We start from the raw sequence: 18,260 nt of genomic DNA, 5'->3' as shown, positions 1-18,260 counted from the left end.
CTAGTGTCGGCACCATGGCCAATCAGGAAAACGCCGAGTACGCCCCCGAGCACACCCCCCGCCTCTCCTGGGCGCAGCACGCGCCCGAGGTCTACAAGGCGATGGTCAGGCTGGACGGAGCCGCCCGTAAGGGCCTGGACGCCAAGCTGTTCGAGCTGGTGAAGATCCGCGCCTCGCAGCTCAACCACTGTGCGTACTGCCTCGACATGCACACCAAGGACGCGCTCGCGGCGGGCGAGAGCATCGCGCGCATCGTTCAGCTCAGCGCGTGGGAGGAGTCGAAGCACTTCTACACCGAGCAGGAGCTCGCCGCGATCGAGCTGACCGAGGCCGTCACCGTGCTGACCGACGGCTTCGTGCCCGACGAGGTCTACGAGCGGGCCGCGAAGCACTTCGACGAGGTGCAGCTGACGCAGCTGATCGCCTCGATCATCGTGATCAACTCCTGGAACCGGTTCGCCGTGACGACCCGTATGGTCCCCGGGCACTACACGCCGGGACAGCACGGGTGAGCAAGGCCGAGGTCTTCCGGGCGCTGCACCACGGGCGCCCGCCCGGCGACCCCCTGGTCCTGCCCGGTCCGTGGGACGCGGCGAGCGCCCGGGCCCTGGTGGCGGCCGGGTTCCCGGCGCTGGCGACGCCCAGCGCCGGGATCGCGGCGAGTCTGGGGCACGCGGACGGCCAGACCCCGGCGGCGGAGATGTTCGCGGCCCTCGCCCGGATCACCCGGGCCGTGGAGGTGCCGGTGTCGGCGGACGTGGAGGACGGTTATGGGCTGGCACCGAAGGAACTGGTCGAGCGCCTGCTGGAGACCGGTGCGGTCGGCTGCAACCTGGAGGACTCCAGCGGGGGCGCCCTCAAGGACCCGCACCGGCACGCCGAGTGGCTCGCCGAGGTCCGCTCGGCCGCCGGCGACCGGCTGTTCCTCAACGCCCGCGTCGACACCTTCGCACGCGGGGTCACCGACCCCGACCGGGCGATCGAGCGGGCCGCGCTGTACGTCGCGGCCGGCGCCGACTGCGTGTACCCGATCGACGCCCCGACCGCCGTACTCCCCCTCCTGCGCTCCGGCATCGAGGGCCCGCTGAACATGTACGCCCGCGTGGACGGCGACGGCCCCTCGCCCGCCGGACTCGGCGAACTCGGGGCCACCCGCGTCACGTTCGGACCCGGCCTGCTGCGGCTCGCCCTGCGGTCACTGCACGCGACCCCGCGCTGAGCGGGTCCGGCGAGGTCCCGAGCGCCCCCGAAGGGGCGCGGGAACTGCGCGACCAGCCACGACGGCGCCGCGGTCGGCACATCGCGGCCCTCCAGCGGAGCGCTCAGGCGTAGGGCGCGCTGCTCGTCCCGGGGCGGAAGCGCCGGTACAGCACCGCGCCGGCCGCCAGCGAGGCGAGGCTCACGGCGGCCGGTGCCCAGGGGCTGGCCGCGCCGGTGTGGGCGAGCGTCCCGGTCGTCCGCTGCCGCACGACGGTGGTCCGCCTCGGGTGCGCCTTGGCCGGGTGCTGCGGCTCGTGGTGGACCCGCGGCGTGGACGGTCCGGGTGTGTCGGGCTGGTCGTCCGAGCCGTTGCTCGACTCGTTGCCGAAGACGGGGTTGAGGACACCCACCAGGTTCGCGCTGTTGCCGCTGAGGTTCACGGGCACGTCGACCGGGATCTGGACGAGGTCGCCCGAGAGGATTCCCGGCGAGTCGTGGGTGCTTCCGTCGGCCGTGGCCCGGCCCGACGTTGTGGAGCCCGCCTTCCCCGGCGCCTTGTGCCCCTCGTTGGAGCACTTGTTGCCCATCGCGGGGTTGAGCAGCCCGACCACGTCCACGGTGTTCCCGCACACGTTGACCGGGATGTCCACCGGCAACTGGATGGTGTTGCCGGATGCCAGTCCGGGCGAACCGCTCGCGGAGCCGTCCGCAGCGGAGTCGGCATGGGCCGTCCCCGCGACGGCCATCGCGCCAGAGGCGACGGCCATGGCGATCACACTGTTCCGGGTAACCCGTTTCATGGGGTACCTGCCCTTCCAGACGCGTCGCGGGCTGTCACCCGGACTCGGTGAAACTTTGGGAAATGGCTGAGTGGAGAAGCGAAGCGGACTGCCAGGTCACAGGGCCTGGTTGTTGCAGCCCATGTCCGAGCCGAGGTGGCTCTGCTGCGCGCCCGGGTTTCCTTCGCCGTTCAGCAGGTTGCCCGCCAGACCGGTGAGGGCGCTGATGTTGCCGAGCACCTCGATGTTCATGTCGTGCGAGCGGCACTCGGTGCCCTGGGTGACGTCGATGTCGTGGCCCGGCTCACCGTGTGCGAAGGCGGTGCTGGCGCCGATCGAGCCGACGCTGCCGAGGACGGCGGCGCCCACGAGGATCGCTTTGTGGAACTTGCGCATGGGTTCTCCATTGGTCGAGCGGACGGGGATCCGCTACGGAGCGAGTGGACGGTGGCGGGACGGCGTCAGCCGAGGCGGGGAAGCCCCAGTTGGCCGACGGGAGGCGCCGCGACCTGCCCGAGGCCGACCGGTGCGAGCCCCGGCACGGCCGGCGCTCCGAGTACGGGGTTGATGAGCGGGTTCACCTGCGGGTTCACCTGGGGGTTCACCTGCGGGGTGACACGCGTCGGGCCTTCCGGGGCGTAGCCCTGGGGGACGGCCAGCTGCGGGGCGACCTGCGGCATGACCTGGGGCATGACCTGCGGTACGACCTGCGGCGGGGCGGGCTGCGGCTGGGGCTGGGGGTACTGCTGGGGCGCCGGTGCGTACTGCTGCTGCGGGTACGCGGGGGCGGCCTGCGGCTGGGCGTACTGCTGGGGCGGCGGCGCCTGCTGGTACTGCGGCGGCGCGGCCTGCTGCTGCGGGTACACGGGACCCGTGTTGGCCTGGGCCGATCCCTGCGACGTGGCCGAGGCGGCGGCGTAGCCGGTCTGCTGGGGCGGCGGCGCCTGCTGGTACTGCGGCGGCGGGGCCTGCTGCTGGTACTGCGGCGGCGCGGCCTGCTGCTGCGGGTAGGCGGGGACGGTGGCCTGGGCCGAGCCCTGGGTCTGACCGGCGGCGTAGGGGGCCTGCTGGGGGTACTGCTGGGGCGGCGGCGCCTGCTGGTACTGCGGAGGCGGCGGGGCCTGCTGCTGGTACTGCGGCGGCGCGGCCTGCTGCTGCGGGTAGGCGGGGACGGTGGCCTGGGCCGAGCCCTGGGTCTGACCGGCGGCGTAGGGGGCCTGCTGCGGAGCAGGCGCCTGGGGATACGGCTGGTCCGGAGCCGGCACCGGGGCCGCACCGCCGTATCCGACGGGAGCGTCGGCATAGCTGACGCCCGCGCCGATGGCGGACAGACCACCGGCCGCCGCCAGAACGAGCGCGGCCTTGTGAAGCTTGCGCATGAAACCCTCGGCCCTTCGATACCTGGAGATGAGAAAGCCCATTGCGTTCAGTGCGGTCGCGAGCGCATATGGTGCGGTGATGGCACTGCACTTTCAGCAGCGGTACTCCTGAGCGGCACGCGAACTTCGCATCGGAGCCGGCAGCGATTTGCCCATTCTCTTCAGGTCCTCGGCCACCGCCCTCTCCCCACCGGAACGAGGATTACCCGGCCGTGGTCACGGGAGATCTGGGTCGCATCACCCAATTGCCGTCACCGGGCCGGGCATTGCCGCTCATATGCCTTTTGGCAAACGGGTGACGCGGTACCGCGCCCGTATCCGGGTCCGCACGCCTCTCGTTCCCCACGGGGTGAGGGCGAAGGGGCATCCCAGCCGCCCCGGGGCAGTGACAAAGCGATAACCGCGCTGTCTCATCAGTCATTTCATCAGGTTCCGCACACAGATCAAATGAAGGGCCGAGGATTCCATGCGCAAGTTTCGCCAGGTCGCGCTCATCGTCGCAGCAGCCGGCGGTCTGACCGCTGTCGGTGCCGGCCCCAGCTCCGCCGCCCCTGTCTCCTACGGGACCGCGCCGACCCCGGTTTCGCAGCCGGATGCCCAGGCCGCCGCGGCCACCTCCGCCCAGGCGACCGCGCAGACGTACGGCACGCCGGCCCCGCAACAGGCCCCGCAGCGCGGCACCGAGGTCGCCCCGCAGCTCAACCCCCAGCTGAACCCGCAGATCAGCCCTCAGATCTCGCCCCAGGCCCCGCAGTCGGTGCAGGGCGGTCCGGTGGAGCAGAACAACCTGTTCCGCCCGTACCAGGAGTGCAGCCCGCAGTCCCTGCTCGACGCGAACGTCCCGGTCGCCCTGCTCGCGGCCTCCCAGACCCGGGGCGTCGACTGCACGCAGGCCAACAGCCAGTCGAACGCGCTCGCCAGCGCACAGCGCCTGGGCTGACGGCCGGAAGTCGCGGCCCGGCACGGGCCTTTCGGGGACCGCGGGCGACGGACCTCCGCCCGTTCGACCCTTCGGGTGTTTCTGCGGCGTATCGCAGAAAACAGCGCGTCGCTGCCAGATTTGCCCTATTAGGTACTAATCTCCCGTAATTGTAAAAAGTCGATCTACCGCAGATCGCAACCCCCCACTCCACGGAGATGACATGCGCAAGCTTCGCAACGCTGCCGTTCTGGTCGCCGCTCTCAGCAGCATCGGCCTGGTCAGCGGCACGGCCTACGCCGGCGGCGAGGGCGACGGCCACGGGCACGGCGACAAGTTCAACATCACCCAGAGCTCGCACTGCAAGTCGCACGACCTGAACCTCGACGTCCTCGGCGAGGTCGGCCTGCTCAACGGCGTGCTGGGCAGCGCCCTCAACGGTGAGGGCAACCCGGGCGCCCAGGCCACCAATCTCGGTTCGACGATGGGCTGCAACAACAGCGCCTTCTGAGGCCGGTAACAACAGCCTTTCGAGGCCCCGTCCGACGCCACCGCGCCGGGCAGTGAATGGTCCCGGCGCCCGGCGCCGGGACCATTCGTGTGTGTCGGCAGGGTGCCAAGACAGCGAAATACAGCGGTGTTCGGCGCGTCGCACGACCATCTCGGGTATTTCGTATCAGCCTTTATGACACAGATCGCGATTTCCCGCAGATCGCATCCACCTCATTCATCGGAGATGACATGCACAAGCTCCGCACCGCCGCCGTTCTCGTCACCGCATTCGGGAGCTTCGGGCTCCTCGGCGCCGGCGCCGCCCACGCCGACCAGGGCTGGGGCAAGAAGGGCGACGAATTCAACATCCAGCAGAGCAGCAGCTGTAAGTCGCACGACCTGAACCTCGACATTCTCGGCGAGGTCGGCATCCTCAACGGCCTGGGTGGCAACCTGCTGAACGGCGAGGGCAACTCGGGTGCGCAGCAGTCGTCCCTGGGGTCGAGCATGGGCTGCAGCAACAGCGCGTTCGGCAAGTAGGGCAGAAACGACAGTCCCCGGTTTCCCGGCCAACGGCCGGGAAACCGGGGACTGTCGTTTCTGCGGCCCTCAGAACTCGATGTGCGGCCTCTTGAAGCCCTTGGGCAACTCCGCCTTGTTGGAGCAGTCCACGACCTCCCCGGCGCTGGTGGATCCCTCACCGGCCACCTGGTCGTCCGGGAACATCACGCGCGGACGGTCGGAGGTCGAGCAGTCCTGTGCCTGCCTGACGACATGCGTACCGTTCTTGTCGATACGTGACTCGCTCTTGTGAACGCAGACGGTGCCGCCCTGGGCGGTGGTCCTGCAGTCGCCCGGGGCCGGGTCCGCGTACGCGTGCCCGGCGCCGACACAGAGCGCGGCGAGACTTCCGACGAGCCCCGAAACGGCGGCGATCTTCCGTGCATTGAACATGAGTTGTCTTCCTCTGCGAAGGGCGAAACAAAGCAGCCCGGACGCACACCTCGACAGAGTCGGGGGGCGTCCGGGCTGCCTTCGCCATGGTTGTCACTCAGCACACCGGCGAGCGGACAGAAGCGGTGCCGGTGCGAGGTACCGAGTTCCTGCGGGGTGCGTTGTTACTCGCCACCCTGGTTCTCTTCGTAACCGCCCCGCTCGGGGCCGGAGTTCCCCTGCTCCTGCGGCTGCGCCTCGGGCTGCTCCTGCGGCTGGGCCTGCGGAGTGGCGTAGTAGCCCCCACCGACGGCCAGGGCGTTGGCCGTCGAGTTGGCCACGGCGGTGATCTGCGGAGGCGCGTCCTCGCCACCGGCGGCGGAGCTGACCCCGGCGCCGAGGAAGGAGAGCCCCGCAACCGTCGCCGCTACGAGTGCGACGCGCTGAAACTTACGCATGATTGACCCTTTCTGGTCCAGGCGGAACCGCCCGGCTCGACTACTTAATGTGAGCATATACACACAGTCCGTAGCTAACCGAGGATCTACACCCGCCGAGTTGCGCGTCAGCCCCGTCTGCCGTAAAGGCGCTACCGGTCGCCGACCGGAAGGATCCGGCTCATGACACCGAACGGGCCGCCGGGCGAGTCCGGCTCGTCACCCTTCTCCGGAGGCGCCACCCCGACGGTCGCGGGGGAACAGGTCACCTCGGGCCCGAGCCGCTCCGTCCCCTGCCCCAGAACGGCGGGCAGTTGCACGGGCTGCACCGGCTTGCAGGTCTCCTGGTGCGGCATGACACCACCCTCGGGAACCTCGCCCTTGATCCGCTGGGTGCAGGTGAGGTTGCCCATGAGATCGTCGGCGCACGCTCCCGGACCCGCCGCGGCGTACGCCGGGACCAGGCCGGCACAGGCCACGGCGAGGCCGCCGACGAGTCCCGAGACGGCCGCGATCTTCTTCCCGCTGATCTTCCCGATGAACATCCGATGCGCTTTCCTTTGCGAGGACATCCGCCGAACTCAGCCGGTGAAAGCCTGGTTGTACTGGCCGCAGGTGGTATCGAGGGTGTCGGCGAGGCCGAGCACGCCGATCGGGACGTCGTTCTCGGACACCGTCTGCGGGCTGCACTCCTGGTAGGGGCGGTAGTGGTTGGACACCTGCGGCCCACTGTCGTAGGCGTCGGCCACGGCGGGGGAGGCGCCGACGGCGGACAGACCGCCGGCGGCCGCCACTGCTGCGATCACGACCTGCTGAAGCTTGCGCATGGAACCCTCGGTCCTTTGCTCATACAGCGAATTGGTTGCCTAGCGTGATTGCCTGAACACTAGCAGTAGCCGGACAAGGGGTTCCACAACGGACATCCATCTTGAGGGTGACATAGCAACACATAATCACCTTATGGATGGGGCGAGTTGGGTCAGGAGAGCGCCAACTCCGCGGGCCGCGGGCGATCGGGGGCGGGCACGGAGAGGATCAGGTCCCGCAGTCGCTCGACGTACCGCCGCACGTTCTTGTAGGCGATGTCGGTGTCCGGGTAGCGGCAGGCGAACCACAGCCCTTCGTGCAGCCGGTTGACCCAGGCGCACACCTGGTCGCCGTACGACACCCGGAGCAGCCCGTACGCCTTCTGCTCGGCCCAGTCCGCCGCGCCGGGGATGAGACGGGCGTCCACGTACGAGATGATCGAGTACATGTCGGGCGAGGTCGGACGGAAGTCCGAGCCGAGGAGCCGCAGTACGCGGGCGAGCGGGATGCGCGCCAGCGACCGGTTGGCCCGCAGCTCGGCGCGGACCGTGTCGAGCGCGCCCTCCAGGTCCCGCGCCGCGGGCACCTCGATGGGTGCGCCGCCGACGTACCAGCCCACGGAGTCCGACCACGCGGACTTCAGCCGGGTGTGGAAGGGCACGACGGTGCGGTAGACCGGCTGGCCGCCCAGTTCGTGGACGATCAGACTGGTGGCGGCCAGGATGCCCACCAGACTGCCGCCGTAGGGGCGGCAGTACGCCTCGAACGCGGCGGCGGCGTCCGCGTCGACGAGCGGCTCGCACACCAGCTTCTGGGCGGGCAGCACCCCGCCGGGCTCCAGCCCGAGGGCGACGGGGAACTCCGGGAGCCGGCCGCCGCACCGGGCGATGAACTCCCGCCAGCGCGTGACGATCGCGTGGGTGTCGTCGATGCCGTCCGCGTTGGCCCGCTCCTGCTCGCAGAAGTCGACGTAACTCCCCACGGACGGACCGGTGACGGGACTTCCCGCGACGGCCGCCGCGTACAGTCCGTGGATCTCCTCCGGGAGCCGGTGGATCGAGTAGGCGTCGACGTTGGTGTGGTCGAAGGCCACGTACACGCTGGTGGAGTCCTCGCGTACGACCGCCGTGTAGATGAGGTTCGGCCAGCCGAGCGCGTCCGCCGCGGTGTCGAACCGATCCTGCAGGTACCGGGTGAGCGCCCTCGCGTCGGTGAACTCGCCGACCACCTCGCGGTGCAGGGACACGTCGTTCTCGGCGAGCGTGAACCGCTGCATGTCGTCACCGGCCCACCGGAAGCCGCTGCGCAGCGTCTCGTGCCGCAGCGTCCAGCCGCGCAACGCCCCTTCCAGCGCGTCGAGATCGACCGGTCCCGGCAGGTCGAACGCCGCGCCGAGCCAGGTCGGTACGAACAGTCCGTCCTCCCGCACCGACCGGGCTGTTCTGATGTGCGACTCCTGGATGTACGCCGGCGGCCGCGGATCCGGCGGCAGTGCTGCCGCGGCCGCGATGGTCACCGGGCTGAACCTCCACTCGACGAGCCGTCCGGGTCGGATCTCACAGCGCTGGATGTCAGAAATACGCACGGTGGCTCTCCTTCGCAGAAGACACCAGCTTCGTCATCAGCAGCAAGCCGTACGCGCGCGATGATCGCTGTGTCGCCGTGATTTCAGCGGGATGTGCGACATGTCGAACGGACAAGCGCACCGCCTCACTCGTATCTGTAGACCCCGCTCACGTCCTCCAGTTCGGCCGGCGTGACGTTCCACGGCGGCAGTTGCTCGTGCCGGGCCACGATCCGGCCACGCTGCGGGTCGCCCGCGCCGGGGGGCTGAGCGGGAAGGTACGTGTGGCCGGGGTGCCGTTGCTGCCAGCGGGTCCACAGCAGGTCGACGAAGGAGTGATGCAGCCAGAAGACCGGGTCGTTGACGGACGCGGCGCTGACCATCACCCCGCCGACCCAGTGGTGGACCCGGTTGTGGTTCTGCCAGGAGACGCTGCCCCGGCCGCTCCCCCAGCCCTCCAGTTTGTTGCGGTACCCGCGGGTGACGGCCGAGTTCCAGGGCCAGCTGTCGTACACCGGGTCGGCCAGCGCGAACTCGACGTCGCGCCCGGTGGGCAGCTGGATCGGAGCGCGGGCACGGCCGAGATCGCGGGTGAGGAACTGCACGTCGGTCACGTTCTCGGTGATCTTCCAGTGGCCCGCCCGGTAGGCGAACGGGCCCGTCATCACCTGCCGGTCCGAGCGCCGTCCGTTGCCGCCGAGCAGATCATCGGTCCACGGCAGGGAGTTGGGCGCCCGGTCACGGGTCCAGTCCCAGTACGGCACCGTCACCGACGCGTCCACCCTGCGCAGCGCCCGCTCCAGTTCGAGCAGCAGCCTGCGGTGCCAGGGCAGGAAGGAGGGCGCCATGTGGGCGGTGCGCAACCGGTGTTCCCGGTCGGCGGAGTTGTGCGCGATGTGGATCCGTACGAACTCGTCGTACTCACCGCGGCGTTTGACCTCCAGCAGAGCTTCGACGAACCGGCGCCGCTCGGCTCGGGTCAGCTTGTTGACGTTCTTGCGCGTGTAGACCACGTGCGCCTCCCTCGGGCATCGGCCGGAGGGGTAACCTCCGGACATACCTTCGGGTCACCGCCCTACGGCCGGACCGGTGACGGGACACCGCGCCCGGCGACCGGATCAGGACAGCCACCGCTTCCACACCTCGGGGTGGCCGTCCACCCACTTCTTCGCGGCTTCCTCGGGGCTCAGCTTCTGGTCGGCGATCATCAGGGAGACCTGGTCCTGGTCCTCGGTCGTCCACCGGAACTTCTTCAGGAAGGCCGCCGCCCTGCCGCCGCTGTGCGCGAAGTCCGTGTTGAGGTACTTCTGCAGTGGGGTGTGCGGATAGGCGCAGGCGACCTTGGCCGCGTCGGCGTCGCAGCCCTCCTTGTACGCCGGCAGCCGCACCTCGGTCATCGGCACCTTCTTGAACAGCCACTGCGGCGCGTACCAGTACGTGAGGAAGGGCTTCTTCTCCTTGGCGAACTGCTTGATCTGGGTGATCTGGGCGGCCTCGGAACCGGCGAAGACGACCTGGTAGTCCAGCTTCAGGTTGCTCACCAGCGCCTTGTCGTTGGTGACGTACGACGGTGAGCCGTCCAGCAGCTGCCCCTTCCCGCCGCTCTCCGCGGTGCGGAAGAGGGAGGCGTACTTGTTCAGGTTCTTCCAGTTCGTGATGTCCGGATGCTGCTTGACGAGATAGGTCGGCACGAACCACCCGATGTGCCCGGTGACCCCGAGGCCCCCGCCCCGGCTGATGGTCCTCTTCTCCTCCACATACCGCTTCTCCTGATCCGGGTGCCCCCAGTCCTCCAGGATCGCGTCGACGCGTCCCTGGCTGAGCGCGTCCCAGGCCGGAACCTCGTCGACCTGCACGGTGTCGACCCGGTATCCCAGCTCGTGCTCCAGCAGGTACTGGGCGACGGCGACGTTGGACTGCGCGCCGACCCAGGACTGCACGGACAGGGTCACGGTCTTGGCCCCCTGCGCGTCGGCGAACGGCGAGGCCTGCTTGGTCATGTCGGCGGCACCGCAGCCGGTGGCGAGGACGAGCATGGAGGCGGCGGCGACGAGTGTCGTACGGCGCATGGTCACGCTCCCTCCCGCGTGCGGCGTTCCGTGGGCTGGGTGACCCGGTCGAGCATCAGCCCCAGGCAGACGATCGCGGCGCCGGCGACCAGCCCGGTGGCCAGGTCGCCCTGGGCGAGGCCGAAGGCGACGTCGTAGCCGAGGGCGCCACCGCCCACCAGTCCGCCGATGATGACGACGGCGAGGACGAGGACCACGCCCTGGTTGAGGGCGAGCAGCAGCGCGGGCCGGGCGAGCGGGAGCTGGACCTGCCACAGCTGCTGGCGCCCGGTCGCACCGAGCGAGCGAGCGGACTCCAGGGCGGCCGGGTCCACCTGGCGCAGCCCCTGCGCGGTGATCCGCACGACGGCCGGCAGCGCGTAGACCACGGCGGCGGCGACGGCGGGTGCGCGGCCCACGCCGAACAGGGCGACCACCGGGATCAGGTACACGAACTGCGGCATGGTCTGGAAGACGTCCAGCACGGGACGCAGGGCGCGCTCGACCCGGTCGCTGCGGGCGGCGGCGACACCGGTCGCGAAGCCCAGCACGAGGGTGACGGCGACGGCCGCCAGCACCTGGGACAGCGTGTCCAGCGACGGCTCCCACACCCCCAGCACCCCGATCGCGGCCATCGCGAGAACGGCGGTGAGCGCGGTGCGCCAGGTGCCGATCAGCCAGGCCAGGGCGGCGACCACGAGCAGCACCGCCCACCAGGGCAGCCACTGCAGGCCGTCCCGGAGCGGGTCGAGGACCCAGGTGGTGAAGTGCCCCGCCCAGTCCGCCGTGCCGCCGACCACCGGCACACCCGAGTACAGATGGGCGGTCATCCAGTCCACGGCGCGGTTGACCGGTTCGGCGAAGTTCAGCGTCCAGGCGGTGGGCCAGTCGAGGTGGCCGAGGAGACGGGCGGCGAGCGCGACGGCGACGGTGGCGCCGAGGCCGTACAGGAGGCCGACGGGGGGCTTCCGGGTGTCGCCGCGCTCGCCCGCCGCCGCGGTGATGCGGTCCAGGACGACCGCGAGGAGCACGATCGGGATACCGGCGGCGAGGGCCGCGCCGACATCCACCGAGGCGAGCGCCTGGTAGACGCGGTCGCCGAGGCCGCCGGCGCCGATGACGGACGCGATGACCGCCATCGACAGCGCCATCATGATCGTCTGGTTGAGGCCGAGGAGGAGCTCCCTGCGGGCCAGCGGGATCCGCGCGGTCAGCAGCCGCTGCCGACCAGTGGCTCCGAGCGACTGCACGGCCTCCAGGACTTCGGGGTCGGCGCCGCGCAGGCCGAGGGCGGTGAGCCGGGCCATGGGCGGGGCGGCGTAGACGACGGTGGCGAGGACGGCCGCGGGGACGCCGATGCCGAAGACCAGGACGACGGGGAGGAGGTAGGCGAAGGCGGGCAGCACCTGCATGGTGTCCAGGACCGGGCGCAGGGCGCGGTGCAGCCGGTCGGAGAGTCCGGCTCCCAGGCCGAGGACGAGTCCGACGGCGACGGACGTGAGGACGGCCACGACCATCAGCGCGAGGGTCTGCATCGTCGGCACCCACATCCCGAGGGCGCCGCAGGCGAGGAACGCGACGGCCGTACCGGCGGCGAGCCTGACCCCGGCGACGCGGTGGGCGACGGCGGCGGCGAGCACGGTGACGCCGGGCCAGCCGGCGGCGAGGAGGGTGAGGTAGACGGCGCGGACGGTGAGGACGACGGCGTTGCTGATGTAGCCGAAGAAGTACAGGAAGAGGGGGTGGGTGTCGCGGTTGTCGATGACCCAGTTACTGGCGGAGGTGAGGGGCCCGGAGAGACTGACGGTGAGGTCGTGCGGCCAGGCGGCGGACGCCCAGTGGGAGTGGGCGAGGGGGGCGAGGACGGCGGCGATCACTGCCAGGACCAGGAGCTTGCGTACGGCTCGGCCGGCAGGGAGGCCCACTCGGCGAGGACTCGGGACACTGATCGTCGCCATCAGACGCCCTCCGGGTCGGTGCGGGGCGCAGGGGGTGTCACTCGCCCGCGCTCACGGGGCTCCGCCGCGCCCACCTGTGCCGCCCCAGCGGCAGGACTGCCCGCGGCAGAGGAGGCAGCGCCGCCATCGGCCGCGGCGCGCGCGGCGGGCTGGGCGGAGCCGTCATCGGCCGCGGCTGGGGCGTCCTGGCTGCCTGCGGCCGGGGGGCGTTCCAGCAGGGGCTGCGGGTCCCCACCCAGGGGCGCGGGGCGAGACATGGTGCGGCTCCGCCGCGTGGGCACGACCGGCCCCGGCTCGGCCGCAGCCGAAGTACTGCCCGCAGCGGAACCCTCAACTCCGGAACTGGCCGAGTGAGGCTGCGCATCCCCACCCAGGGGCGCGGGGAACGGCGCGACCGGCCCACCACCGGCCGCAGCCGAAGAACTGCCCGCACCCGCCTTCGCCACGACGCCGAGCAACGTGTCGGCGTCGACCACGCCGAGACAGCGGCCTTCCTCCACGACCCGTGCCGGGACACCGGTGCCCGCGACGACGTCGATCGCCTCGGCGACCGTCGCCTCCGGCCCGACCGCGGGGCCGTCGCCCTCCCCGGTCTCCCCCGCCTCAGCGGCCCGCATCGCCGTGCGGACCGTCATCACCTGTTCGCGCGGCACGTCCCGGACGAACTCGCGGACGTAGTCGTCGGCCGGGGAGCCGACGATCTCCTCCGGGGTGCCCAGCTGGACCACCCGGCCGTCGCGCATGAGGGCGATGCGGTCGCCCAGCTTCAGCGCCTCGCTCAGGTCGTGCGTGATGAAGACCATCGTGCGGCCCTCCTCCCGGTGCAGGCGGATCACCTCCTCCTGCATGTCCCGCCGGATCAGCGGGTCGAGCGCGCTGAACGGCTCGTCGAACAGGAGCACCTCGGGGTCGACGGCCAACGCCCGGGCGAGGCCGACCCGTTGCCGCTGCCCACCCGACAGCTGGCCGGGCCGGCGCTGCTCCATGCCGTCGAGGCCGACCTTGGCGACGACCTCGGCGGCCCGCTCGCGCCGCTCGGGCCTGCCGACGCCCTGGATCTCCAGGCCGTACGCCACGTTGTCGAGGACGGTCCGGTGCGGAAGGAGCCCGAAGTGCTGGAAGACCATCGCGGCGCGGTGCCGGCGCAGTTCCCGCAGCCGGCCCCTGTCCATCGCACGGACGTCCTCGCCGTCGATGGCGATCCGGCCGGCCGTCGGCTCGATGAGCCGGGTCAGGCAGCGCACCAGGGTGGACTTCCCGGAGCCGGACAGTCCCATCACCACGAAGACCTCGCCCTTGCGCACGTCGAAGGAGACGTCACGGACGGCGGCGGTGCAGCCGGTGCGGGCGCGGAGTTCGGCCGGGGAGAGACCGGTCAGCTCGGGGTCGGCCGGGACGCGGTCGGCCTTGGGGCCGAAGACCTTCCACAGGCCGTCGACGGAGAAGACAGGGGTCGTACCGCTCATCACGCACCGCCCTTCAGCAGGTCCACGGCTTTCTCGCCGACCATCAGCACCCCGATCATCGGGTTCACGGCCGGCATGGCCGGGAAGACGGAGGCGTCCGCGATGCGGATGCCGTCGAGGCCGCGGATACGCAACTCGGGGTCGACGACGGCCAGTCGGTCGTCGACCGCGCCCATCCTGCAGGTGCCGGCCGGGTGGTAGACCGTGTGGGCGGCCTTACGGGCGTACTCGCTCAGCTCGGCGTCGCCGACGATCTCCGGGCCGGGGCACACCTCGCGCTTCAGCCAGCCCGCCAGCGGCTCGGTCCGTGCGATCTCGCGGGCGAGGCGGATGCCGTCGACGAGGGTGCGGCCGTCGTAGTCGTCCTCGTCGGTGAAGTAGCGGAAGTCGAGCGCGGGCTTCACGGACGGGTCGGCGCTGGTCAGGTAGAGGCGGCCGCGGCTGCGGGGCTTGGGGATGTTCGGGGTCATCGAGACGCCGTGCGCGGGCCGTTCGTAGCCCAGTCGCTCGGGGTTGTCGGTGAACGGGACCTGGTAGAAGTGGAACATCAGGTCCGGGCCCGCGTGTCCGGGGTCGCGGCGGACGAACAGGCCGGCGTCGGAGTCCATCGCGGAGTTCTCCGGGATGGGGCCGTTCGTCTCCCAGACGATCACCGACTCGGGGTGGTCGAGGAGGTTCTCGCCGACGCCCGGGAGGTCGTGCACGACCGGGATGCCGAGCGCTTCGAGGTCCTCGGCCGGGCCGATGCCGGAGTGCAGGAGCAGCCGCGGGGAGTCGACGGCGCCCGCGCACAGGACGACCTCGGCGCGGGCCCGTATCAGCAGCTCCTCGCCGTCCTTGGTGCGGACGTGCACCCCTTCGGCGCGGCCGCCGTTCAGTTCCAGCCGGTACGCCCAGGTCTCAAGGAGGACGCGGAGGTTGGGGCGCTCGTCCAGCACCGGGTGGAGGTAGGCCACCGACGCGCTGGACCGCTTGTTGGTCTCGGGGTGGTAGGCGAGGTCGAAGAAGCCGACGCCCTCGGTGAACGGCCGGCGGTTGAAGCCCTCCACGCGCGGGACGCCCAGCGCCTCCTGGGCCGCGTCGACGAAGTCGCGGGCGATGGCGTTCCGGTCCTTCTCGTCGACCGGGACGATGTTGTTGAGGAGGCGGGCGTAGTAGGCCTCCATCGGCACCGCGCCCCAGCCCTTGGCTCCCGCCTCCTCCCACTCGTCCCAGTCGGAGGGCAGCGGCTTGAAGGCGATGAGGGTGTTGTGGCTGGAACAGCCGCCCAGCACCCGGGCGCGGCTGTGCCGGATGTGGGAGTTGCCGCGCGGCTGCTCGGTGGTCGGGTAGTCGTAGTCCAGTTCGCCGCCGAGCAGGCCCATCCAGCGGCGCAGCGTGAGGACGTCGTCGCGGCCTACGTCGCTGGGGCCGCCCTCGATGACGGCGACCGTGACGTCCGGGTTCTCGGTGAGGCGGGAGGCGATGACGGAACCGGCGGTTCCGCCGCCTATGACGACGTAGTCGAATTCCTGGGGATGCGGGGTGTGATCGGCCATGAGGTGGTTACTCCTGGGGATGGGAGAACGGGGGAGCCGGTTCGCCGGCCGGGCGTTGTGGGAGCTCAGCCGGCGAACCAGCGCATCGGCTTCGGCGCGAGGTTCTGGTAGACGTGCTTGGTCTCGCGGTACTCGGCGAGCCCGGCGGGCCCCAGCTCGCGGCCGGTCCCGCTCCTTCCGAAGCCGCCCCACTCCGCCTGCGGGAGGTAGGGGTGGTAGTCGTTGATCCAGACGGTGCCGTGCCGCAGCCGCCCCGCGACCCGGCGGGCCTTCCCGGCGTCGGTGCTCCACACGGCGCCCGCGAGGCCGTACTCGGTGTCGTTGGCGAGGGCCACCGCCTCGTCCTCGGTACGGAACGTCTCGACGGTGAGGACCGGCCCGAAGACCTCCTCGCGTACGACCCTCATCTCGCGGTGGCACTGGTCGAGGACGGTGGGCTCGTAGAAGTAGCCGGAGGCGGGGCGGTCGGCGGACGGTTCGGGGCGCTTGCCGCCCGCGCGCAGCACCGCGCCCTCCGCCAGCGCCGACGCCACGTACGCCTCGACCTTGGCGCGCTGCTGCTCGGAGACGAGGGGGCCGCACTCGACGCCGTCCGCGGTGCCGCGGCCGAGCCGGATCCGGTCGGCGCGGCGGGCGAGTTCGGCGACGAACCGCTCCCGGAGCGACTCCTCGACGATCAGCCGGGCGCCGGCCGAGCAGACCTGGCCGCTGTGGATGAACGCGGCGTTGAGGGCCTGGTCGACGGCGGTGTCGAAGCCTTCCTGCGTGGCGCAGGCGTCGGCGAAGACGACGTTGGGGTTCTTGCCGCCCAGTTCGAGGGCGACCTTCTTGACGGTGGGCGCGGCGGCCTGGGCGACCTTGGTGCCGCTGGCCAGGCCGCCGGTGAAGGAGACCAGGTCGACGTCGGGGTGCTCGGCGAGGCGGGCGCCGACGGTATGGCCGGGCCCGGTGACGAGCCCCGCGACCCCGGCGGGAAGCCCGGCCTCGGCCAGCAGCCCGATCAGCGCGATCGTCGTCAGCGGGGTGAGCTCGCTGGGCTTGACCACGAACGTGTTGCCGGCCGCGAGCGCCGGAGCGATCTTCCAGCTCGCCTGGAGCAGCGGGTAGTTCCAGGGCGTGATCAACACGCACACGCCCACCGGTTCGGAGACGACGACGCTGTGGACGTCGGGCGAGCCGGCGTCGACCACCCGGCCCGCGCCCTCCGCCGTCACCAGGTCGGCGAAGTAGCGGAAGGCGTCGGCGACGCAGTCGATGTCGACACGGCCCTCCTCGACGGTCTTGCCCGCGTCCCGGCTCTCCAGCAGTCCGAGCTGTTCGCGGTCGCGTACGAGGAGGTCGGCCACCCGGCGGAGCAGGGCGGCGCGCTCGGCGACGGGGGTCCGGGGCCAGTCGCCGGTGTCGAAGGCGCGCCGGGCGGCGGCCACCGCCGCCTCCGCGTCCTTCTCGTCGCCCTCGGCGACCACGGTGAAGGGCAGGCCGTCCGCCGGGTCGATGATCTCGCGCGTCGCGCCGGAGACGGCTGCCAGCCACTCGCCTCCGACATGGATGGTCGCTCGGTCCGTGCTGTCCGCCATGATCGGTATTGCCTTCCGTTCCTGTTCGGTGCCCCTGCGTGACATTCAGGTCACACTCGGGGACCGCCAGCACCTGCCCTCGGCCTCCGATTGCATGCGCAATCGTCGGCCGAAAGTGTGCGGCGTCACTGAACAGTCGGACAGAACGGGACAGACCGGTCGGGCGAGAGGGGGCGGCACCCCTCGGGTTCAGCTCGTGGCGCTCGCCGACGCGGCGGGCGTGGCATGCCGGGGCCGGCTCTTGGTCGAGATCTGGCCCACGAGCTCCCAGAAACAGACCAGGGCGGTGACGGGCGGAATCCCGAAGATCACTAAGGACAGCAGCGCATGGGAGGAGTGGCTGATGCACAGAGCAACGGCCACGACGGAGGCGGCCAGCACGACGCACCAGGACCGCCGCGCGCTCCGGCGCTGCGCGGTGGCCCGCAGGACGGACAGCGCCGCCACGAACCACGGGCCGTAGACGGTCAGCGGCCAGTACCGGGCCAGCCCTCCCGGGAGCACCGACGAGGCGATGCCGCGCAGTTGCGCGTAGGAGTAGCAGACGGACCAGGCCAGCATGAACACCGCGCACAGCGAGACCGCCACGATCAGGAGCGTGATGTGCGTGAAGCTCCGGCCGCCGTCGAGCAGGTGGGAGTCGTGGCGGACGCGCCGGCGGCTGCCCCGGCGCTGGGCCGGCACGTCCAGCAGGGTGGGGGCCGCGGTCACGCCGGTCGGTGCGGACAGTATCTGCGCCAGTTCCTCGACCGGGTCCCAGTCATTCGGCGCGACGTCCGGCTCCGGGGCACCCCAGGCGTGGTCGTAGAGACCGGTTTGATCATAGAAGCCGGTTTGATCATAGAAGCCGGTGTGGTCGTAGAGCCCCGGACCTGAGTCGTGCTGAATCCCGTCCATCGAATTATCCTCCGAACCCTGTCCTCAGAACGCCCCGTACAGATCCGCCAGGGTCCGCCGATACTCGTTTTCCATCGCATTGATTCTCTTCAGGAAATCATCGAGCAGGTCCGAGCATGAGGTGATATCCATACCACCGGGCCAGCGGAGCACGGTTGTCGGATGATCTTCGGCTGCGCACCAGTCCAATCGCGTCACGGTCACCTAACGACCGTCGTGTGGGGCGGGATTTGGAGCGTTCGGGGGAATTCAGTCACCCGGAAGAG

Annotated in this window: 20 protein-coding genes and 1 pseudogene; 5 read left to right on the top strand and 16 right to left on the bottom strand. The window is 70.9% G+C overall.

Annotated features, from left to right (window positions below):
* Positions 1 to 14 precede the first annotated feature (14 nt).
* Complete coding sequence (locus tag OHB00_RS31470; protein ID WP_406439699.1) at positions 15 to 512, top strand: carboxymuconolactone decarboxylase family protein; 498 nt, start codon at positions 15 to 17, stop codon at positions 510 to 512.
* Positions 509 to 1,219: an isocitrate lyase/phosphoenolpyruvate mutase family protein gene (locus OHB00_RS31465; RefSeq protein ID WP_406439697.1), complete on the top strand. Its 711-nt coding sequence runs from the start codon at positions 509 to 511 to the stop codon at positions 1,217 to 1,219. Before OHB00_RS31470 ends, OHB00_RS31465 begins: the two co-directional genes overlap by 4 nt.
* Positions 1,220 to 1,322: 103 nt before the next feature.
* Here the strand turns inward: OHB00_RS31465 and OHB00_RS31460 are convergent, their stop codons facing one another.
* From OHB00_RS31460 to OHB00_RS31450, 3 genes are all read right to left on the bottom strand, one after another.
* Entirely contained in the window at positions 1,323 to 1,967 is a 645-nt protein-coding gene (locus tag OHB00_RS31460) for a chaplin (protein WP_406439696.1), read from the bottom strand.
* Positions 1,968 to 2,096: 129 nt separating this feature from the next.
* Positions 2,097 to 2,375 carry a hypothetical protein gene (locus OHB00_RS31455; RefSeq protein WP_406439694.1) on the bottom strand — a complete coding sequence of 93 codons (279 nt, stop codon included), beginning with the start codon at positions 2,373 to 2,375 and terminating at the stop codon, positions 2,097 to 2,099.
* A gap of 65 nt (positions 2,376 to 2,440) precedes the next feature.
* Complete coding sequence (locus tag OHB00_RS31450; protein WP_406439692.1) at positions 2,441 to 3,358, bottom strand: hypothetical protein; 918 nt, start codon at positions 3,356 to 3,358, stop codon at positions 2,441 to 2,443.
* A 466-nt stretch (positions 3,359 to 3,824) separates the two neighbouring features.
* Between OHB00_RS31450 and OHB00_RS31445 the strand changes: the two genes are divergently transcribed.
* From OHB00_RS31445 to OHB00_RS31435, 3 genes are all read left to right on the top strand, one after another.
* Entirely contained in the window at positions 3,825 to 4,298 is a 474-nt protein-coding gene (locus tag OHB00_RS31445) for a hypothetical protein (RefSeq protein WP_406439690.1), read from the top strand.
* Between the two features lie 202 nt (positions 4,299 to 4,500).
* Positions 4,501 to 4,788, top strand: a complete 288-nt coding sequence (locus OHB00_RS31440) for a hypothetical protein (protein ID WP_406439689.1) — start codon at positions 4,501 to 4,503, stop codon at positions 4,786 to 4,788.
* Between the two features lie 230 nt (positions 4,789 to 5,018).
* Positions 5,019 to 5,309 carry a hypothetical protein gene (locus OHB00_RS31435; protein ID WP_093499533.1) on the top strand — a complete coding sequence of 97 codons (291 nt, stop codon included), beginning with the start codon at positions 5,019 to 5,021 and terminating at the stop codon, positions 5,307 to 5,309.
* A gap of 69 nt (positions 5,310 to 5,378) precedes the next feature.
* Here the strand turns inward: OHB00_RS31435 and OHB00_RS31430 are convergent, their stop codons facing one another.
* The 13 genes and pseudogenes from OHB00_RS31430 to OHB00_RS31370 all read right to left on the bottom strand — a co-directional run bounded on the left by OHB00_RS31430 (position 5,379) and on the right by OHB00_RS31370 (position 18,198).
* Positions 5,379 to 5,723: a hypothetical protein gene (locus tag OHB00_RS31430; RefSeq protein ID WP_406439687.1), complete on the bottom strand. Its 345-nt coding sequence runs from the start codon at positions 5,721 to 5,723 to the stop codon at positions 5,379 to 5,381.
* Between the two features lie 164 nt (positions 5,724 to 5,887).
* On the bottom strand, positions 5,888 to 6,160 hold the full coding sequence (locus OHB00_RS31425) for a hypothetical protein (RefSeq protein WP_406439685.1): 273 nt from the start codon (positions 6,158 to 6,160) through the stop codon (positions 5,888 to 5,890).
* A gap of 131 nt (positions 6,161 to 6,291) precedes the next feature.
* Complete coding sequence (locus OHB00_RS31420; protein ID WP_406439684.1) at positions 6,292 to 6,684, bottom strand: hypothetical protein; 393 nt, start codon at positions 6,682 to 6,684, stop codon at positions 6,292 to 6,294.
* Between the two features lie 36 nt (positions 6,685 to 6,720).
* Positions 6,721 to 6,966 carry a hypothetical protein gene (locus OHB00_RS31415; RefSeq protein ID WP_406439682.1) on the bottom strand — a complete coding sequence of 82 codons (246 nt, stop codon included), beginning with the start codon at positions 6,964 to 6,966 and terminating at the stop codon, positions 6,721 to 6,723.
* A 152-nt stretch (positions 6,967 to 7,118) separates the two neighbouring features.
* Positions 7,119 to 8,531, bottom strand: a complete 1,413-nt coding sequence (locus OHB00_RS31410; protein WP_406439680.1) for a condensation domain-containing protein — start codon at positions 8,529 to 8,531, stop codon at positions 7,119 to 7,121.
* Positions 8,532 to 8,656: 125 nt separating this feature from the next.
* The gene (locus OHB00_RS31405) at positions 8,657 to 9,523 is read right to left on the bottom strand and encodes a tyrosinase family protein (protein ID WP_406439678.1); all 867 of its coding nucleotides are present in this window, start codon (positions 9,521 to 9,523) and stop codon (positions 8,657 to 8,659) included.
* Between the two features lie 105 nt (positions 9,524 to 9,628).
* The gene (locus OHB00_RS31400) at positions 9,629 to 10,579 is read right to left on the bottom strand and encodes an ABC transporter substrate-binding protein (RefSeq protein WP_406439677.1); all 951 of its coding nucleotides are present in this window, start codon (positions 10,577 to 10,579) and stop codon (positions 9,629 to 9,631) included.
* Between the two features lie 2 nt (positions 10,580 to 10,581).
* A complete protein-coding gene (locus tag OHB00_RS31395) occupies positions 10,582 to 12,516 on the bottom strand; it encodes an ABC transporter permease (protein ID WP_406439675.1) in 1,935 nt (644 codons plus the stop codon).
* Positions 12,517 to 12,943: 427 nt separating this feature from the next.
* Positions 12,944 to 13,982, bottom strand: a pseudogene (locus OHB00_RS31390) (glycine betaine/L-proline ABC transporter ATP-binding protein); the annotation flags it as partial.
* On the bottom strand, positions 13,982 to 15,520 hold the full coding sequence (locus OHB00_RS31385; RefSeq protein WP_406439674.1) for a GMC family oxidoreductase: 1,539 nt from the start codon (positions 15,518 to 15,520) through the stop codon (positions 13,982 to 13,984). The pseudogene OHB00_RS31390 and the gene OHB00_RS31385, both read right to left, overlap by 1 nt.
* Before the next feature lie 65 nt (positions 15,521 to 15,585).
* The gene (locus tag OHB00_RS31380) at positions 15,586 to 17,097 is read right to left on the bottom strand and encodes an aldehyde dehydrogenase family protein (protein ID WP_406439672.1); all 1,512 of its coding nucleotides are present in this window, start codon (positions 17,095 to 17,097) and stop codon (positions 15,586 to 15,588) included.
* A gap of 189 nt (positions 17,098 to 17,286) precedes the next feature.
* Complete coding sequence (locus tag OHB00_RS31375; RefSeq protein WP_406439670.1) at positions 17,287 to 17,994, bottom strand: DUF2637 domain-containing protein; 708 nt, start codon at positions 17,992 to 17,994, stop codon at positions 17,287 to 17,289.
* Positions 17,995 to 18,018: 24 nt separating this feature from the next.
* The gene (locus tag OHB00_RS31370) at positions 18,019 to 18,198 is read right to left on the bottom strand and encodes a hypothetical protein (RefSeq protein WP_406439668.1); all 180 of its coding nucleotides are present in this window, start codon (positions 18,196 to 18,198) and stop codon (positions 18,019 to 18,021) included.
* Positions 18,199 to 18,260 lie beyond the last annotated feature (62 nt).

Origin of the sequence: Streptomyces sp. NBC_00631, from assembly GCF_045206895.1 — a bacterium.
In the GTDB taxonomy this organism is placed as follows: Bacteria; Actinomycetota; Actinomycetes; order Streptomycetales; family Streptomycetaceae; genus Streptomyces.
Note: the sequence above shows the minus strand (reverse complement) of the source record. Positions and strands in the feature narration are given on the sequence as shown.

Excerpts from the sequence above, each read along its gene's own strand:
- OHB00_RS31470 (WP_406439699.1), top strand. The coding sequence starts at position 15 with ATGGCCAATCAGGAAAACGCCGAGTACGCCCCCGAGCACACCCCCCGC.
- OHB00_RS31460 (WP_406439696.1), bottom strand. The coding sequence starts at position 1,967 with ATGGCCGTCGCCTCTGGCGCGATGGCCGTCGCGGGGACGGCCCATGCC.
- OHB00_RS31455 (WP_406439694.1), bottom strand. The coding sequence starts at position 2,375 with ATGCGCAAGTTCCACAAAGCGATCCTCGTGGGCGCCGCCGTCCTCGGC.
- OHB00_RS31450 (WP_406439692.1), bottom strand. The coding sequence starts at position 3,358 with ATGCGCAAGCTTCACAAGGCCGCGCTCGTTCTGGCGGCGGCCGGTGGT.
- OHB00_RS31445 (WP_406439690.1), top strand. The coding sequence starts at position 3,825 with ATGCGCAAGTTTCGCCAGGTCGCGCTCATCGTCGCAGCAGCCGGCGGT.
- OHB00_RS31440 (WP_406439689.1), top strand. The coding sequence starts at position 4,501 with ATGCGCAAGCTTCGCAACGCTGCCGTTCTGGTCGCCGCTCTCAGCAGC.
- OHB00_RS31435 (WP_093499533.1), top strand. The coding sequence starts at position 5,019 with ATGCACAAGCTCCGCACCGCCGCCGTTCTCGTCACCGCATTCGGGAGC.
- OHB00_RS31430 (WP_406439687.1), bottom strand. The coding sequence starts at position 5,723 with ATGTTCAATGCACGGAAGATCGCCGCCGTTTCGGGGCTCGTCGGAAGT.
- OHB00_RS31425 (WP_406439685.1), bottom strand. The coding sequence starts at position 6,160 with ATGCGTAAGTTTCAGCGCGTCGCACTCGTAGCGGCGACGGTTGCGGGG.
- OHB00_RS31420 (WP_406439684.1), bottom strand. The coding sequence starts at position 6,684 with ATGTTCATCGGGAAGATCAGCGGGAAGAAGATCGCGGCCGTCTCGGGA.
- OHB00_RS31415 (WP_406439682.1), bottom strand. The coding sequence starts at position 6,966 with ATGCGCAAGCTTCAGCAGGTCGTGATCGCAGCAGTGGCGGCCGCCGGC.
- OHB00_RS31400 (WP_406439677.1), bottom strand. The coding sequence starts at position 10,579 with ATGCGCCGTACGACACTCGTCGCCGCCGCCTCCATGCTCGTCCTCGCC.
- OHB00_RS31395 (WP_406439675.1), bottom strand. The coding sequence starts at position 12,516 with ATGGCGACGATCAGTGTCCCGAGTCCTCGCCGAGTGGGCCTCCCTGCC.
- OHB00_RS31385 (WP_406439674.1), bottom strand. The coding sequence starts at position 15,520 with ATGGCCGATCACACCCCGCATCCCCAGGAATTCGACTACGTCGTCATA.
- OHB00_RS31380 (WP_406439672.1), bottom strand. The coding sequence starts at position 17,097 with ATGGCGGACAGCACGGACCGAGCGACCATCCATGTCGGAGGCGAGTGG.
- OHB00_RS31375 (WP_406439670.1), bottom strand. The coding sequence starts at position 17,994 with ATGGACGGGATTCAGCACGACTCAGGTCCGGGGCTCTACGACCACACC.